This window comes from Paenibacillus radicibacter (assembly GCF_024721995.1).
GTDB classification, from domain to species: domain Bacteria; phylum Bacillota; class Bacilli; order Paenibacillales; family NBRC-103111; genus Paenibacillus_AM; species Paenibacillus_AM radicibacter.
This window is the reverse complement of the sequence record NZ_JANQBC010000005.1, coordinates 167,574-184,067: the sequence shown is the minus strand read 5'-3', so window position 1 is coordinate 184,067 and position 16,494 is coordinate 167,574. Positions and strand designations below refer to the sequence as shown.

General features: G+C 42.8%; 14 protein-coding genes. 8 read left to right on the top strand and 6 right to left on the bottom strand.

The window, feature by feature from the left end:
- Positions 1-180 precede the first annotated feature (180 nt).
- Positions 181-612, top strand: coding sequence for an Rrf2 family transcriptional regulator (locus NV379_RS12600; protein WP_258207667.1), 432 nt, complete (start codon positions 181-183; stop codon positions 610-612).
- On the opposite strand, the gene NV379_RS12595 is transcribed toward NV379_RS12600, so the two are convergent.
- The 3 genes from NV379_RS12595 to NV379_RS12585 form a co-directional block, all read right to left on the bottom strand.
- On the bottom strand, positions 602-1,444 hold the full coding sequence (locus NV379_RS12595) for a formylglycine-generating enzyme family protein (protein WP_258207812.1): 843 nt from the start codon (positions 1,442-1,444) through the stop codon (positions 602-604). The two genes, NV379_RS12600 and NV379_RS12595, sit on opposite strands and share 11 nt — an antisense overlap.
- A gap of 268 nt (positions 1,445-1,712) precedes the next feature.
- Positions 1,713-3,398 (bottom strand): alpha/beta hydrolase family protein, encoded by a 1,686-nt coding sequence (locus NV379_RS12590; RefSeq protein ID WP_258207666.1) that lies wholly within the window; start codon positions 3,396-3,398, stop codon positions 1,713-1,715.
- Positions 3,399-3,571: 173 nt separating this feature from the next.
- Positions 3,572-5,257: an alpha/beta hydrolase family protein gene (locus NV379_RS12585; protein WP_258207665.1), complete on the bottom strand. Its 1,686-nt coding sequence runs from the start codon at positions 5,255-5,257 to the stop codon at positions 3,572-3,574.
- Positions 5,258-5,410: 153 nt separating this feature from the next.
- On the opposite strand from NV379_RS12585, the gene NV379_RS12580 reads away from it, so the two are divergent.
- Together NV379_RS12580 and NV379_RS12575 are read left to right on the top strand one after the other, a co-directional pair.
- A complete protein-coding gene (locus tag NV379_RS12580; protein ID WP_258207664.1) occupies positions 5,411-5,839 on the top strand; it encodes a MarR family winged helix-turn-helix transcriptional regulator in 429 nt (142 codons plus the stop codon).
- Between the two features lie 56 nt (positions 5,840-5,895).
- Positions 5,896-7,098, top strand: coding sequence for an MFS transporter (locus NV379_RS12575; protein ID WP_258207663.1), 1,203 nt, complete (start codon positions 5,896-5,898; stop codon positions 7,096-7,098).
- Between the two features lie 206 nt (positions 7,099-7,304).
- Here NV379_RS12575 and NV379_RS12570 read toward each other — a convergent pair whose 3' ends face one another.
- Together NV379_RS12570 and NV379_RS12565 are read right to left on the bottom strand one after the other, a co-directional pair.
- Positions 7,305-8,006 (bottom strand): hypothetical protein, encoded by a 702-nt coding sequence (locus tag NV379_RS12570; RefSeq protein ID WP_258207662.1) that lies wholly within the window; start codon positions 8,004-8,006, stop codon positions 7,305-7,307.
- Complete coding sequence (locus NV379_RS12565; protein ID WP_258207661.1) at positions 7,963-8,760, bottom strand: YheC/YheD family protein; 798 nt, start codon at positions 8,758-8,760, stop codon at positions 7,963-7,965. Before NV379_RS12565 ends, NV379_RS12570 begins: the two co-directional genes overlap by 44 nt.
- Before the next feature lie 92 nt (positions 8,761-8,852).
- Between NV379_RS12565 and NV379_RS12560 the strand changes: the two genes are divergently transcribed.
- Together NV379_RS12560 and NV379_RS12555 are read left to right on the top strand one after the other, a co-directional pair.
- A complete protein-coding gene (locus tag NV379_RS12560; RefSeq protein WP_258207660.1) occupies positions 8,853-9,434 on the top strand; it encodes an LOG family protein in 582 nt (193 codons plus the stop codon).
- A gap of 32 nt (positions 9,435-9,466) precedes the next feature.
- Positions 9,467-10,147 (top strand): M50 family metallopeptidase, encoded by a 681-nt coding sequence (locus tag NV379_RS12555; protein ID WP_258207659.1) that lies wholly within the window; start codon positions 9,467-9,469, stop codon positions 10,145-10,147.
- On the opposite strand, the gene NV379_RS12550 is transcribed toward NV379_RS12555, so the two are convergent.
- Entirely contained in the window at positions 10,144-11,202 is a 1,059-nt protein-coding gene (locus NV379_RS12550; RefSeq protein ID WP_258207658.1) for a nucleoid-associated protein, read from the bottom strand. The two genes, NV379_RS12555 and NV379_RS12550, sit on opposite strands and share 4 nt — an antisense overlap.
- A gap of 236 nt (positions 11,203-11,438) precedes the next feature.
- Between NV379_RS12550 and NV379_RS12545 the strand changes: the two genes are divergently transcribed.
- The 3 genes from NV379_RS12545 to NV379_RS12535 are packed head-to-tail and all read left to right on the top strand — an operon-like array spanning position 11,439 to position 16,479.
- Positions 11,439-12,830, top strand: a complete 1,392-nt coding sequence (locus NV379_RS12545; protein ID WP_258207657.1) for a sugar phosphate nucleotidyltransferase — start codon at positions 11,439-11,441, stop codon at positions 12,828-12,830.
- The gene (locus NV379_RS12540; RefSeq protein ID WP_258207656.1) at positions 12,827-14,899 is read left to right on the top strand and encodes a cyclic di-GMP-binding domain-containing protein, MshE-related; all 2,073 of its coding nucleotides are present in this window, start codon (positions 12,827-12,829) and stop codon (positions 14,897-14,899) included. The genes NV379_RS12545 and NV379_RS12540 overlap by 4 nt, the downstream gene beginning before the upstream one ends.
- Positions 14,900-14,916: 17 nt before the next feature.
- Positions 14,917-16,479, top strand: a complete 1,563-nt coding sequence (locus tag NV379_RS12535) for a glycosyltransferase family 39 protein (protein WP_258207655.1) — start codon at positions 14,917-14,919, stop codon at positions 16,477-16,479.
- The last annotated feature ends 15 nt before the right edge of the window (positions 16,480-16,494 follow it).

Here is a 16,494-nt window from a genome sequence, read left to right as displayed (position 1 = left end):
CAAAGTCGGTCGCTCCGCTCTTCCAGTGTATTTTTATACTTCGTTAACTTTTTGATCAAACCCAATATCTCTATTCAGTTATTATAAACGAAAACTACAAACCTAGCATGCGTCTTCCGAAGCGCTTGACAATAGGAAGATGCTGTAACTATAATGGTTCCAGCGAAAGGGGTCTGACCCATGAAAATTAGCAGTCGTTTTACCGTTGGTGTGCACATATTGTCGCTGCTTGCCACACAAGGATCGATAGTTTCGACATCCGAATGGATCGCAGGAAGTGTCAATACGAACCCTGTCGTTATTCGCCGCATCACGAGTCTACTGAAAAAGGCAGGATTCGTCCAAGTTCGCGCTGGAGCAGGAGGGGCATACTTAGTCAAAAGCTTATCCGAAATCACGCTGCTTGATGTATACCGCGCAGTTGAGGTTGTAGAAGAAGGTGAATTATTCCAATTCCATGAAAGTCCGAATCCAAGCTGCCCCATTGGCGCTAACATTCAGTCTGTCCTTGAAATCATCTTGCACCGCGCCCAAGCCGTGATGGAAGGCGTGCTTGCGGTCATTACGATGGAAGATATCGTGAACGATTTTCATAGTCGTATCAATTCCTAACACACCGAAAGCCGATGTTACCACTCGAGCTGTCTGGTGTGTTTTTGCTTCGTGCTGCTACGCGATACCGATTGCAGTATGATTTATGACACAGATACGAACCTCCGCGCATCGAACGCGCTTGCCCACTAGGTGGCCCTTGTGGATCAAGAGACTCTGCCATCAAGTGATAATCTGGACTAAACCAGTCTGCACACCATTCCCACACATTCCCTGATGCATTATAGATGCCATACCCATTCGGCTTATAAGCATGAACAGGTGCTGTACCCGAATATCCATCACTTGCATGATCTTTAATCGGAAACTTCCCCTGCCAGATGTTGCAATGATGCTCGCCACCTTGTTTCAATTCATCTCCCCACGGATAACGCCGCTGGACAAGCCCACCTCTAGCCGCATATTCCCACTGCACTTCGGTTGGAAGCTGCTTGCCTGCCCATTTGCAGTACGCATTCGCGTCATTCCAAGTCACATGAACAACAGGATGATTCATCCGATCTTCTATGCTCGAGTCTATCCCTTCTGGGCAACGCCAGTATGCTCCTTCCACCACATGCCACCACGGTGTTTCCTGCGGAACTTGTTTCACGTATGGAGCAGATTTCGCTGACACGAACAGATGAAACACATACGACCATCCAAACATCTCTGCCTCTGTCACATAACCTGTCTCTTGTACAAATTCCACATACTTCCTATTGCTTACCGCACAAGCATCTATGTAATACGAACTTACCTGAACCGCTCGAACAGGTCCTTCTCCATCCGACGCAAAGCCTTCGTGATCATTCGTTCCCATAAGAAATTCTCCAGCGGGTAAACAAACCATTCCTTCATCAGACCATGATTTTCCTACCTTATACTCAATCTCAACTTCAGCAGCATCACGATCTACTTGCCGATCCACCTGAACCTCTTCGGATTGTCCCATGAGCGATGCCCGACTTCCTGCGCAGCATGATCCTTTATTAACTTGAATTCTCCCTTCACTATCCATCATCTCATCAACCATCCTTCTCTCCCTCTTCACCTGACTTTCTCTTCTTTCATTGTAAAATAAAACACCGACCTTTCGGTCGATGTTTGGATCAAAAATTTTATTTTTTTACAAATTTAACAATATCATTAATGATAGCTTCTGAAACGTTTGCAGGCTGGCTATATTCTACCCCAGTCGAACGACCTTCTGCCTCCACTAAAAAATGATTCACCTTCGGGTACGAAGCGTAAGTCACATCGGAACGGTTAGCAAGACCTTTTTTCCAAGCATCTAGATGGTGTGCTAGAACTTGAGAATCGTTCTCCCCTTGCATGATGAGAAGGGGCGTCTTCTGGTTCTTCGCGATTGCTGGACCCGAATAATTACGGAAGTCCAACCACCAATATGGATTACCTAACATGAATCCTTCAGGCAGCTTGCTCGTGGAGTACGCTGGATCCTTAATTAGTGCAACTTGTTGTTTCATCATCTCCAATTGCTGCTCCATAGACGCAGTAGACTGTCCCAATTGCTTCAATGATTCGATACCGTACTCAGACTGCTCAATCATAATATCTTCGAGCGATGTTGCAGGACCTGCTATAATGACCGCTTTGGCAATGTCTTGATTCTTGTCAGCTTCAATAATACGAGGGATCAGCATACCGCCTTGGCTGTGACCAACTACGATGATTTTCTTAGTATCAATGCCTTCTATCTTCTTAACAGCTTGCACAGCACGGATCGCATCATCAATTGTTTCTTCTTTTACTGTAAACTTTCCCTTCGCAGCGGCAGAGGATTGAAGTGTATGCTCTCTAGTCACTTTCTCATAACGAAGTACAGCTACTCCTTGCGCCGCTAGACCAACAGCAAGATCACGGAAAGGTTTCAAGCTAAGTGCTGATTCATCACGATCATTAGGACCTGAGCCATGAACAAGCACAACAACTGGAACATTCGTCTTCCCTACAGGCAACGTAAGTGTACCTGGCAGTGCCAAATCCCCTTCACCTACAACAACTTCTTTTTCCGTATAAAGCTTTGGATCGTCATAGCTTGGTTTCTGATAAAGCCCGGTGTCTGATGTATACGGAATGAAAACATCATCAACAAGACCCTTATTATCAAATCTAATCGTAATTTGGAAAGGTATGCCCTGCGCTTTATATGTAAGTACAACATTCTCATGTACGGCATTCTTGCTTGTGCTAGCTGTTAATTGCTCATTAATCTGACCATACAAACCTTGATAACTCTTACCTATTCCTGCAAGAAGTGTAGCTTGTGTACTTGCCTTCAACTTGTCATTCATTAGAGCTCGTATATTTTCTACATCTGCTTTTAGCATGGCATGTACAAATTGACTTGCTGTCACTTCCAAATCACCCGATGCGACTACGACTTGATTGGAATCGGCATTCCAACTAATCTTGCTTTCTAGCGCATTTTGCAATATAGACTGCGGTACATACACCATACCATCCTTATATTCCACTTTTGCGCCAAGACTAGTCGCTTTATTATTTACTAGTGCATCACTTTCTCCAACGGTAAAAATAATCTGGGTATCTCCCTTCGTCACCGTCACACTCTTGGCAAGTCCATTCCATTTCACACCTGCGCCAATCGTTTCACTCATGATACGTACTGGCACTAAACGGTGATCACTTGAACTTGTTTTTTTCTCGGAAGATATCGTTACCATTTCTTGTTCAGCGGCAGAAGCAATTGGCGCTAAAAGCAACGTTGTTGCTAATGATGCGACTACCATTTTGTGGATCATATTAAATCGTTTCTTCAAATCTTTCACCTCGATTATATATTTTTTGATTTTTTTCAATACTTTACCATTATACTATCTATCTGACCGCTCGCAATACGAATCTCTACCACTATCTACCGCTCCACCTAACTTTCACTTCTTTCATTGTAAAATAAAACACCGACCTTTCGGTCGATGTTTGGATCAAAAATTTAATTTTTTATAAATTTAACAATATCATTAATAATAGCTTCTGAAACATTGGCTGGCTTCAAGTGTTCCATTCCGGTTGAACGTCCTTCTGATTCAATCAGGAAGTGTGTTACCTTTGGATATAAGCTGTATGTAACATCGGTGCGGTTAGACAGTGCTTTTTTCCAATTGTCCAAATGATGTGCGAGCACCTGTGCATCGTTCTCACCTTGCATAATGAGTAGTGGTGTCTTCTGATTCTTCGCAATTGCTGCTCCAGAGTAGTTACGTAGATCATACCACCAATACGGATCACCTAGCGCAAATCCTTGCGGCACATTACTTACGGAGTACTGCGGATCTTTAAGCAGCGCAACTTGCTGCTTGAACATATCTAGCCTCTGTGCAATAGGTTCAGTCGGTTGACCCATTAATTTAGCTGACTCCAGCGCATATTCCGTCTGCTCGATGAGCGCATCTTCGAGTGAGTTCGCTGGGCCGGAGATAATGACTGCCTTGGCAATATCGTGGTTCGTATCGGCTTCGATAATGCGTGGCATCATCATGCCGCCTTGACTGTGTCCTGCAACAATGATTCTTTTAGGATCAATTCCATCTAAGGTCTTCGCTAACTGAACGGCACGAATCGCATCATCAATGGTCTCTTCTTTTACAGAGAACTTTCCTCCAGCTGCGACACTGGATTTCGCCGTATGCTCTCTTGTTACCTTCTCATATCTGATTACCGCAATACCTTGTGCAGCTAGGCCAACAGCCAGATCACGGAACGGCTTCACACTAAGGAACGTTTCATCACGATCGTTCGGTCCTGAACCGTGCACGAGGATCACAACAGGGACATTCCCTTTGCCTACTGGCATCGTTAAGGTTCCTGGGAGCGCCATCTCTCCACTACCTACTACAATATCTTTTTCCGTATATAGCTTAGCATCATCGTACTTCGGTTTCTCATAAGGCGCTGCAGTCGGCTCGATAGACACGTACATATCATCCACTAGTCCACTCGAATCTAAGCGAATCGTCAAATGCAGCGGCATATTCGACGCTTTATATATAAGCTCTACATTCTCATGTACCGCATTCTTACTCGTATTGACTTGAACTAACTCATCGATCTGCCCAAATATCGCCTGATAATTCGGGGCAAGCGTTCCGATCACCTCAGCAGGAAGAGCCGCCTTTAGTTTATCGTTCATCAATCCCAAAGCCCCTTGTACATCCCCTGTTAAAAAGGCATGGACAAAGCTAGTCGCTGCGGAAGTGACATCCCCTTTGGCAAGGACAGCTTTACCTGTCTTCGTGTCCCAACCAATTTTACTCTCAAATGTATCTTGCAAAATAGAAAGCGGTACTTGTATACGATCGCCTATAAACTCCACTTTCACACCCAAATCTACTGTTTTCCCATTGACTACAGCTGTGCTTTCCCCTACTTTTAACTGAAGCTGGGTTTGTCCTCTTACGACTGTAACACTGCTTGTTGCTTCGTCCCATTTCACACTTGCACCAATTGTCTCACCAACCGCACGCACTGGAACGATAAGACTTTCTGCTGCTACCGCTTGATTGCTCGAAGCTGTAACTTCTGACCCTACTGCTGCTGCAGAAGCGATCGGACTAACCCATAATGCTGTGGCTAAAGATGCTGTGGCAACCTTGTGAAGCATACCAAATTTCTTCTTCAAAACACTCACCCCATCCAATAGTTTACAATTACAAAACACATGCTTATTATAGCACGTATATAACAGTTAACAATAGTTGGGATTGACTTTTTTCCGCCACCTCCATATACTTGCTATAGCATATACTTACAAGATATTGAAAGAAGGTCACACATGAATCACCCAATAGACAGATCCATTGGTCCTTACATCCACCGTACCGATCTTCGGCTATCCGCCTTTTTACAGAAACGAATTCAGCCCTATGAACTCACGACGGAGCAGTGGAGAGTTCTATCTCATTTGTCCGAGCAGGAAGCAGGTATTACACAGAAAGAACTTGCGCATAAACTATACAAAGACCAGACAAGTGTAGCTCGCATACTGGACAAAATGCTCAAGAAAGAGTTAATCGAGCGTCATTGTCATCCCGAAGACGGCCGAGCTTGCTTATTATTTATTTCTGAAAAAGGACGCTTGCTACGCGAAGGATTGATTCCTGTAGTCGTTGAAGTTCTAGACCAATCTCTAAAAGGCATCACTGATGAAGAAGTCCATGAACTAAAGCGAATTCTAGATAAAATTTATCAGAACCTCGAATAATTTTATAACCACATACATGCTATAGCATCTAAATATAAAAGGAGGATTGAATATCCATGGAACAAACAAGTCCTAATCGTTCAATATGGACACGCGACTTTATCTTGCTGTCTCTATCTAATATGTTCTTATTCTTCGGTTTTCAGATGTTACTCGCTACTTTGCCCGTCTATGTAGCAAACAACGGTGGTGGCAATTCCATAATCGGCTATGTCATTAGTATGTTCACGGTCTCGGCTTTACTTATTCGACCGTTTACAGGTATTGGACTCGATCGTCTTAATCGCAAAATAATACTACTCGTAGGTGTGATCATCTGCTTGATCTCAATTGGCAGTTACGGATTAACCGCATCCATTATGCTAATCCTTATGCTTCGCTTCTTACACGGGCTTGGTTGGGGTGTAGCAACAACAACGTACGGAACGATCGTATCTGATATTATTCCTCCTGCTAAGCGCGGTGAAGGCATGGGGTACTTCGGTATGTTCTCGACACTAGCGATGGCGCTTGGACCGATGGTGGGGCTCTGGCTCATTCAGAGCTACAGCTTTGATGTTATGTTCATCGCATCCTCAAGTAGCACTTTGCTTGCCTTGATTCTAAGTCAGCTTGTAAAAACACCCCCAGTTGCTAAGCATACATTAGGAAAACCGGAATCGCTCTTATCAGGCATGATAGAGAAAACCGCACTATTCCCTGCACTGCTATGTCTGCTGCTCGGTATTTCCTATGGTGGTATCGCAAGCTTCATTACGTTATTCGGTAAAGAAATTGGAATTGCGAATGTCGGTGTGTTCTTTATGACCAATGCGATCTGTCTATTCATCGTTCGGACGTTTGCCGGCAAAGTATTTGATAAAAAAGGTCACTTCTGGGTACTATTCCCGGGTGGACTCGCAAGCGTTGCAGGTTTAATCATTCTATCGTATGCCACTACCACAGGCGGACTAATCTTAGCAGCCGTATTCTACGGTATGGGCTTCGGTGCGATTCAGCCATCCTTACAGGCATGGGTCATTAACCGCACTACACCTCAGCGCCGAGGAGCAGCGAACGCAACGTTCTACTCCGCATTTGATCTAGGAATCGGTGGTGGAGCTGTTATTCTAGGATTCGTCGCAGAACGTATGCATTATGCCGAGATGTACCGTTACTCCAGCTTACTGATGGTTGCTTATCTCGTTATCTATCTCACCTATATGTTCAAGCAAAAATCGAAGCAAAGCGTAGAAGAAACGCCTTCCATGCAAGCCTAGTAGCAAAAAGAAGCAATCGTTCAGCAGACATACATCTGTCTGAACATTGCTTCTTTTTCCATTATGATTAAGCGAGTTCCCTTTATCGTCCATCCTCAATGAATAACCTGCGATCTGCCACTTCAGCCACATGATCATTGTGCGTGACGACAATGAGGGTCTTACCAAGCTCTTTGTTTAGACCAAATGCCTCATCCAACTCCTATTTATTTGTTCAATAACATCTGCCCAATCATCGGTCTTGCAATCGGCCACACTGCCTTCATCACGCCGTAACCGACTCTAATATTCGAAGTAAAGCGACCGATCTTACCGAACATACCTCCAGCTGCCGGTGCTGCTGCCTCTGCTCCTTCGACTGCCGCAGCTTTACCACCACCGCCTAGTAAGCCTCCTAAACCGCCTCCTTTTCCACCCATCAGCCCACCTAAACCACCAAGACCACTTAGTGCACTAAGGGCTCCTAAACCACCAAAGCCTCCGCCACCTGATCCTCCACCCTGCGCACCACCGCCAAACATACCACCTAATGATCCCAATGAACCAAGTGCACCTAGTGCCCCCAATCCACCTCCGTTACCACCATTCTGTCCGCCCCCGCCAAGTAAACCTCCAAGACCGCCTCCGCCACCTAACAAGCCCGATCCACCAAGACCCATTAACATCCCGAGCAGTCCGGATACATGTGCTTTCTCTTTACCTTTGGTAGATTTCCGCGAACGCTTTGGCGACTTCCCTTTCACCTTGGCTCCATCCAATATCATCTCATTCTTACCTACGGCTTTTATTTTGCCGATATAATAATTGCCGTCATGAAGCTCCACACATACGGATTGACCGACTAGCGCTTTTGCCTGGCGTGCATTAATCGTTTTCTTTGTTTTCTTCTCTTTCTTTATCGCTGGCATTTTTCTCACCTCCACTATCACTTTTATACTTGGTATATCTCATTACTCGCCGATACATTGTACGATCTTTCATATGCTTAAATAGGATCGTTCCCGGTTTCGTATTCACTTCAATGATCCAAGGCTTAAAGTCCTTGCTCATTCCAATATCTACACCAAAAGCCCGAAAACCCGGGTAGCCTTGACTCATATAGACTGCTATCCGTTTGCCGTATCGCTCCAAGCGTTCGATATAGTAATCCCGTTCTTTACGTTCATAGTAAGCTGATAATAGCTTCGTAAGTGGGTATACTTTGCCGCCATTCATGAAATTTGTAATCACTTTTCCACGCTTGGCAAGTCGACCTACAATTCCTGTGGTAACCCACTCGCCTGATCTATTTTTCTGAATCATAATCCGAATGTCAAAGGGCTTTCGATCATACGTCAGCAATTGCAGTCCCGCCTGCACGACATAAGTCTTACCCCCACTCATCCGCATCAAGTAGTTATACAAGTGCTCAAAGGAATCAAACGTGTAGACCTTATCATTACTATGAATCGTTTGATAACGCGTTGGACTGAGCTGATTAATTCTAATGACACCGAACCCACCAAACCCCGTATTGGACTTCGCAAAGATCGTTTTATTTTCTTGAAAAAGGAGTTTGATGTTCTCGTCCGTCATTTCGTACGTTTGCGGCAAATACTCGGCAAAATCGGCGTTTTGCTTCAGAAACTCATACTTGCCTAACTTCGTATTAGGATATATCATGTTAACCATTCCTTTCATCTACAGTCTATGCAACTATGAAATTACAGGAGTGGACAACTATCATGATCGGTACAAAAATGGAGGTTTTCACTATGAAACGAATTTGTGTATATGCGGGATCAAATGTAGGCAATTCGCCTGAATATGCAGAAAGAGCACAACGATTAGGAGAGGAATTGGCAGCTCGTGGCATCGAACTTGTATATGGTGGTTCGAAGATTGGACTAATGGGAATCGTAGCAGATGCAGTGCTCGCAGGGGGCGGCAGGGCAATCGGTGTTATGCCAGCTGGATTATTCCGCGGGGAGATGCGACATACCGGACTTACTGAATTTCATGAGACGGCCAATATGCATGAGCGCAAAGCGTTAATGGCTGAGCTATCTGATGCATTCATTGCACTACCTGGAGGAATCGGAACATTCGAAGAATTGTTCGAGATGCTTAGTTGGTCGCAGCTCGGTATTCACCAGAAACCTGTAGGACTGCTGAATGTGAACGGATTCTACGAACCTTTCTATAACATGGTGGATCATGCGATTACAGCTGGATTTGCACGGGAATCTAACAAACAGCTATTCATTATGGATGGAGAGCCAACTACGCTCGTTGAATCTCTGGTCAACTTTACAAGACCTGAACTAGAGAATAAATGGAAACAACTATCTGAGTAATAAGAAGGTGGGGATGCGATTTGCGCACATGGGTGAAAACAATTCTTTTTCTAATCGGAACGGCAATATTGACTCACTTTATCCCGTTCTCGGCTTTTTTCCGTAATGTGGATACGTTAATTCATGAATCAGGCCATGCCTTAATGACCCTTGTCTTGTCGGGCGACGTGCAGTACATTCACTTGTTTGCCGATCATAGCGGAGTGACGTTATCTACCGTACGAGGCGCTTGGCGATTCATCCCCATTTCTCTTGCAGGTTATATCATCTCAGCGCTGTTTACTGTACTACTCTTCTATCTCTACAAAATAAATCGTCAAAAGCTCGGACTCGTCATCTTGACGATCTTAACGTTACTTGTGCTCGTACTCTTCGTACGCAATGAGTTCGGGGTAATCTGGTGTGCGGGGTTCATTATTCTAAACGTAGCCGCCTATATGATCTCTTGGACGTGGCTGCGCAATCTTTACTTTGCATTAATCGCTTTTATTAGCTTGGTAGAATCGGTTGTCGGTCCTGTGTATTTGTTGACTCAATCGATCATGCAGCCCGCACGGGCAGGTGATGCGACGAACTTAAGCGAGGCAACCATGCTTCCTGCCTTCGTGTGGTCCCTGCTATTTACGATCATCGCGCTATGGTGTGCGAGCCGCTCGATCCGATTCTTTTTACAACAACCAACGAATCAATCTCAGAACTCAACTAAATCTTAAGCTTCGTGGTTGAAATACACTTTGTAGTAGTGCATCTTCTTCTCTTCGTCATAGCCCTTCTCCAGATAATCGAAATTATCGTTCTTCACTTTAATCTCAATATCTGTGTCCAGCCGTATGTCGTTCTTGAACTCACGCTTGACCTTCTTCAACGCCGCGTGTGAGATCGGAAACTGCGATACGGTTGGCAATTCATTCATCTCTTCATACGTTTCCTTATACGTCTTGAATATTTGGATATGTTCCGGCGCTTGCAGCACCTTCTCCGTAAATTCTTCTTCCTTATACTCATCATGCTGGGCAAAATATTGGATCGTCGTATTTAGGAACATCAACTTGTCCTTCTTATCCGTCTGCTCGGACGTAGCAACAATCACATCATCATAGAAATTCGAGCACATCCGCACGTACTGATCGGTTAGGTAGTGTTCATCCTCTAGCAAGCTAACGCGAAGGAAGTCATCCTTCCAATAGGCGGCTTCTTCGTTACCTTTTTTCACATTATCCACAATACTAATTGCATAGCCCTCATCAGCCTTGAAGTTAAAGATCAGACAGCCCTTATCCAGCTTCTTCACATTAACCCCTTGCTCGGAGTGCAGATCGAACTGCGAACCATCCATTTCATCCACACGAATATATACGTCTTTATTCTCAGACTTGAAGATCCCAATTGCATTGACCGGAAAGTCCTTATAGACGATATTGCCAAAATGCACAACGTACACCTCACCAGATTTAATCTGCGGATGTCCAGACTGTTCATACAAGTGGCGCAAGATATGACCGGATTGCTCTACGAATGCAGAACGATCTACTAGCATTTTACTCGTATAGGCATACACTTCGTTCATATTTAAGTCCACTTCATGATGGAATTTATAGAATGTCTCGAATTTGAAGCTGCTTAGAAAATATTTTAATAAGACCTGATGGATCTCATCACTTGGAATCTCATATAAATCTTTGGCGATCACGACACCTTCGTCTTTCGCCTTGTTGCCTACTTTATGAATCACAATATCTTGAATCTGTACTTTTGATAAGTCGATCATGTTCACAAGCCTACTCTCTTAAGTGAAGTCTTCTCATTGTAACGAAAAAGAGGTTCATATGAAAAGGTGTTTTGTGGAACACCATTCTCCATAAACATACAAATTTAATATATATTATGTAGATATTTTATGAATTTTCAGTTATATTCAATGATAACATAAGTCTTAATACCTATTTTTCCTAGATCAACTGATTCATTCGACCCTATCATTATTTAGTTAGAGAGGGATTATCTATGAAAATGATACTTTTATCAGGGGGCGCTGGAAAAAGACTATGGCCACTTTCCAACGATAACCGCTCCAAACAATTCATTAAAGTAATGGATCAAGATAATCCGACTCTTCAATTACAACCCTCGATGATACAACGTGTTTGGTCACAATTAGAAAACAATAACTTAGCTGATCATGCCGTTATTGCTGCAAGCCTTGTCCAAAAAGAAATCATTCAATCCCAGCTCGGGGACAATATCCCCCTAATCTTAGAACCGGTCAAACGAGATACCTTCCCTGCTATCAGCTTAGCCTCAAGTTACTTATACTCCAAAAAACTAGCAGATGAGAATGATGTTATTGTTGTCATGCCTGTGGATGTCCATGCAGATGAAGGTTATTATACCTCAATTCGCAAGTTGGCATCTGAATTCGAATCATCCACATACAATATCGGTCTCATGGGTCTCAAACCCACACATCCATCCGAAAAATTTGGCTACATAGTCACAACACATACGCAAGAAGCAACTGATCAACTCCTTACAATAGAAAAGTTTATTGAAAAACCTACTCCAACATTAGCATCACAATTAATAGACCAAGGAGCTTTATGGAACTGTGGTGTTTTTGCTTTCCGGCTTGGTTATATGCTTAGATTGCTAGAAACATGGAACCTCCCCACACATTACGACCATTTATTTGCTAAATACCACCTTATGCCTTCGATCAGCTTTGATTATCAAGTTGTGGAGAATGAAGCAAATGTGGGTGTCCTCCCTTATGAGGGGAATTGGAGTGATCTAGGTACCTGGAATGAATGGACAACTACGATGCCAATCAACCTGCATGGTAAAGGAATCATCAGTCATGAATGTTTAAATACACATGTCATCAACGAACTACAAATCCCGATTGTTGTGATGGGCATATCGAATGCCGTCATTGCGGCAAGTCCGGATGGAATTCTTGTCACTGACAAATCAATGAGTTCAAGACTCAAAGATGTTATACAACAAATGGATGCACGCCCGATGTATGAGGAAACCCTCTATGGCTGGTACCGTGTTATTGATATGGAATATAAAGAAAGTAGTAAACAAGCCCTCACAAAACGGGTACATGTATGTTCAGAGAAAAGCATCGCTTATCAAGTTCACTTGAGCCGCGATGAAATCTGGACAATCATCAGTGGTAAAGCCGATGTCGTCATTAACGGCAACAAATTTCAAGCCTCTACTGGGGAAATCATCTATATCCCTGCTGGCTCTAAACACGCAATCATGGCCCTCGAAGATCTCGATATGATCGAAGTACAAATAGGATCAGTAATTAGCGAGGATGACATTATTAAGTACGACTACCAGTGGTCAGAGCGTACAACATGGCGAAAAGGACGTACAACCGGATGAAATCTCAACGTATTGGAGAAGCGCTAATCGATCACGGCATCATTACGAGTGAACAACTAGATGAAGCCATTAATTATCAAACAAAGAATGGCGGGCGGCTAGGTGAAATCGTCATTGAGTTATTTGGTATTAATCGAGACTTCATCCATCAGATCACCCAAACAGCCCCTCAAAAGGTTCGGCTCGGCGAGATGCTTGTTAACACAGGTCAAATCACACAAGAACAATTAAATCGTGCTCTTCAATTCCAACAACACAGTGGTGGTGTATTGGGCGATATTCTGTTATCCCTGCGGTTTATTGAACCGGATCAACTCTATCGTGCAATTGCTACTCAGAACAACTTAGGACGTATTGGGAAGGAATTTTCCTTTGAACTCGAGCACAAATTACCAGAAGCAGTTGCGCGTTCCTACAATGCTATCATCATTAATCGCCGCTTTAATCGTTATATCGTTGCAGTCAGTCAAATACTATCTCAAGATCAAATTTCTGAATTAGAAGCCTATTTAGATTGTCCAATCGAATTAGTTATGGCGACTAGAGATGAAATGGAATTTTTCTGGAAAGAAGTCTATGCCGAAGAATTAATGCACGAGAGCACAGAGAAACTCATTTATGAGAAACCAGAAAACTCGGCCCACATCACCTTCACTTGGGGTCAGAAAATGAGCTTTTACTTATGCTGCGGACTATTCATCTTCGGCTTATTCTGGAACTGGTTATGGTCATTAATCCTATTAAATATAATCATACAAGTTGGTTATATGATCATGTCTGTTTTTAAGTATTCGATTCTCTTATTTGGTGCAAAAAAGACTTCACAGCTACGCTTTACTGATGAGGAAATTGCCGCAATCGATGAACGTGAACTACCCATATATAGCATTCTCGTGCCTATATACAAAGAAAGTAACATTATCCCACAACTACTAAACAACATTAACAATCTCGATTATCCAAAATCAAAACTCGATGTGAGGCTTTTGATAGAAGAAGACGACGTAGAAGCTCAACAATTGCTTGCTATCAAGAAATTACCCGCCTATTTTACCGTGTTAATCGTTCCACATAGTTTACCCAAAACGAAACCCAAAGCTTGTAATTACGGGCTCATTCGCGCAAGAGGTGAATATGTCGTTATTTACGATGCTGAAGATAGACCTGACCCCGATCAGTTAAAGAAGGTGTATCTTGCTTTTAAGACAAGCCCAGACAATTGCTGCTGCATACAAGCGAAACTTAACTATTTTAACAACAATCAAAATTTATTAACCCGTTGGTTCACGCACGAGTATAGTATGTGGTTCGAATTACTACTTCCCGGTGTCATGCAGCTCGATATTCCAATCCCTCTTGGTGGAACTTCGAATCATTTTAAAACAGACATTCTCAAAAAGATTAATGCTTGGGATCCTTATAATGTTACAGAAGATGCTGATCTTGGCGTTCGTCTGTACAAAGAGGGGTACAAGACTGCCATCGTGGACTCACGAACTTGGGAAGAAGCAACAAGCCGTGTAGGCAATTGGATAAGACAACGATCTAGATGGATTAAAGGGTACATGCAGACTTGGCTTGTCCATATGCGTAATCCTGTTCAGTTATGGCGAGATTTGGGAACAAGAGGTTTTCTAGGTTTCCATGCTATGGTGCTAGCAACGCCTTTACTTCCACTATTAAATCCAATCTTTTGGGCCATGGTGCTACTTTGGTATTTAGCCAAAATGGAGATTATCGCTTTATTTTTCCCAGGACCGATTTACTATATTGCAGCTGTTGAATTTTTCGTAGGTAATTTTATATTCATGTACAGCCTAACGGCAGGGATATACTGGGTCACGAAAGATTTACACAGCAAAGGCAATAAAACTTTTTCATTCGCATTGATTAAATATACATTGCTTACCCCGATTTATTGGGTCTTACTAAGCATTGCAGCAGTTAAAGCCGCGATTCAGCTTATTACGAAACCATTTTATTGGGAGAAAACCGCACATGGACACGCAACAACCGATACGCAGCAACCAGAATCAACCATTCGCACAACAATGTCGGCAATTGAATAATGGATAGGTGATCGAACATGGAAATTACTCAGAGACGCCCTATATATTCTATTTTTATAATTATTTTAGTATTAGAACTTGCTGTCGGTTATTACTTGACCTCCATATATGGCTTTATGTCTGGAGACGCTTCTAGCCGTGTTGCTAATGCTTTCTATGTTTTATATAGTCGAGAGCCTAATTTAGCTAACATCGGATTCGTATGGAATCCACTTCCGAGTTTGATGGAGATCATCCCCTTGTTGTTTTACCCACTTTTCCCCAAGCTTGCTTCAGATGGGCTAGCCGCAGTTATTGTTTCGAGTATTTTCGCAGCACTCACTGCAGCTCTTATTGTAAAAGCCGGTTTGCAATTTGGGCTAAATAAGTGGCTGAGCATTACAATTGCACTGCTATATGCATTAAATCCTTACATTTTTTATTACGGGGCAAATGGACTAACCGAAGTTATTTTTATTTATTTTATCAACATGGCCGTGATTCAGATCTTACTCTGGATGCAGTATGATCATGCAAAACCATTAATCATATCCGCATTTGCACTCGCATTTGCTTTCTGGACACGCTATGAAACCGTCTTTTTTGGAAGTGCTGTCGCTTTCGTAGTCTTAATATGGATCATCAAGAATAGCAAAGATACATTAAAAGATAAATGGCATCAAGTCGAAGGAACATGGACTGTCCTATTATCACCCGTTGTGTTCTCAGGGCTTCTCTGGATATTTTTCAACTACACCATCATGGGCGATGGTCTCTACTTTCTAACTTCTGATTATGGTAATCTTGGTCAAGCTAAATTGTTAATGGAAGATGAGAAATTTACGATACTCGTAGGTAATATCATGCCCACTTTAGCTTTTGTAATGGAGCGACTATGGTACTTCTGTATCCCGCTTCTCATTATTATTGTCATTCGCATTATCGAACGTCGTATTATCCGTTGGGATTTTCTCGTGCTATTCTTACTAGCCATTTCCATTCCATCCATGCAGATCATCCTACTTCTTAAAGGCGGTACTGCTGCATGGATTCGTTACTATATGTACGCCTTTCCAATCATCACAATATGGCTTCCTTATGAAATATCTCAAATGAGATTCAAGAAAACAGGTTCTACTCTACTGATCTTGGGCATGAGCGCAAGTATCGTTATTATGGGACTCATGATGAACAATCCCCGCATTGCATCTGATGAATATGAAGCGTTTCGGTATAATAAGCTGTTCACCGAGCAAGAAATGGGAAAACAAGCTACAGCATATATAAACAATTACTTATCTGATAAGATCATTCTTACAGATTCATTCAGTAGCTTTCGTATTATTATGAGTAGCAATCACCCCAAAAACTTTGTTGTAACAAGCAATCGTGATTTTACAAAATGGCTTGAGAAACCTACTGAACATCCTGTTGATTATATTCTACTTCCGAACCCACAGGCTGTACTAACTTTGGATCGAGTAAACCAAACCTATCCTACCCTTTACAACTGGGGTGCAGATTGGGCTTCCTTAGACAAGGAATTTAAAGGATATTGGAAATTATACAAGGTAAATAAGCCAGCACCGCTCAATTTGTGATATGGCTCAGAACAA

What these genes read in the sequence shown, in the direction of transcription:
- NV379_RS12600 (WP_258207667.1), top strand. Translation starts at nt 181, where the DNA reads ATGAAAATTAGCAGTCGTTTTACCGTTGGTGTGCACATATTGTCGCTG.
- NV379_RS12595 (WP_258207812.1), bottom strand. Translation starts at nt 1,444, where the DNA reads ATGGTTTGTTTACCCGCTGGAGAATTTCTTATGGGAACGAATGATCAC.
- NV379_RS12580 (WP_258207664.1), top strand. Translation starts at nt 5,411, where the DNA reads ATGAATCACCCAATAGACAGATCCATTGGTCCTTACATCCACCGTACC.
- NV379_RS12575 (WP_258207663.1), top strand. Translation starts at nt 5,896, where the DNA reads ATGGAACAAACAAGTCCTAATCGTTCAATATGGACACGCGACTTTATC.
- NV379_RS12570 (WP_258207662.1), bottom strand. Translation starts at nt 8,006, where the DNA reads ATGCCAGCGATAAAGAAAGAGAAGAAAACAAAGAAAACGATTAATGCA.
- NV379_RS12565 (WP_258207661.1), bottom strand. Translation starts at nt 8,760, where the DNA reads ATGATATATCCTAATACGAAGTTAGGCAAGTATGAGTTTCTGAAGCAA.
- NV379_RS12560 (WP_258207660.1), top strand. Translation starts at nt 8,853, where the DNA reads ATGAAACGAATTTGTGTATATGCGGGATCAAATGTAGGCAATTCGCCT.
- NV379_RS12550 (WP_258207658.1), bottom strand. Translation starts at nt 11,202, where the DNA reads ATGATCGACTTATCAAAAGTACAGATTCAAGATATTGTGATTCATAAA.
- NV379_RS12545 (WP_258207657.1), top strand. Translation starts at nt 11,439, where the DNA reads ATGAAAATGATACTTTTATCAGGGGGCGCTGGAAAAAGACTATGGCCA.
- NV379_RS12540 (WP_258207656.1), top strand. Translation starts at nt 12,827, where the DNA reads ATGAAATCTCAACGTATTGGAGAAGCGCTAATCGATCACGGCATCATT.
- NV379_RS12535 (WP_258207655.1), top strand. Translation starts at nt 14,917, where the DNA reads ATGGAAATTACTCAGAGACGCCCTATATATTCTATTTTTATAATTATT.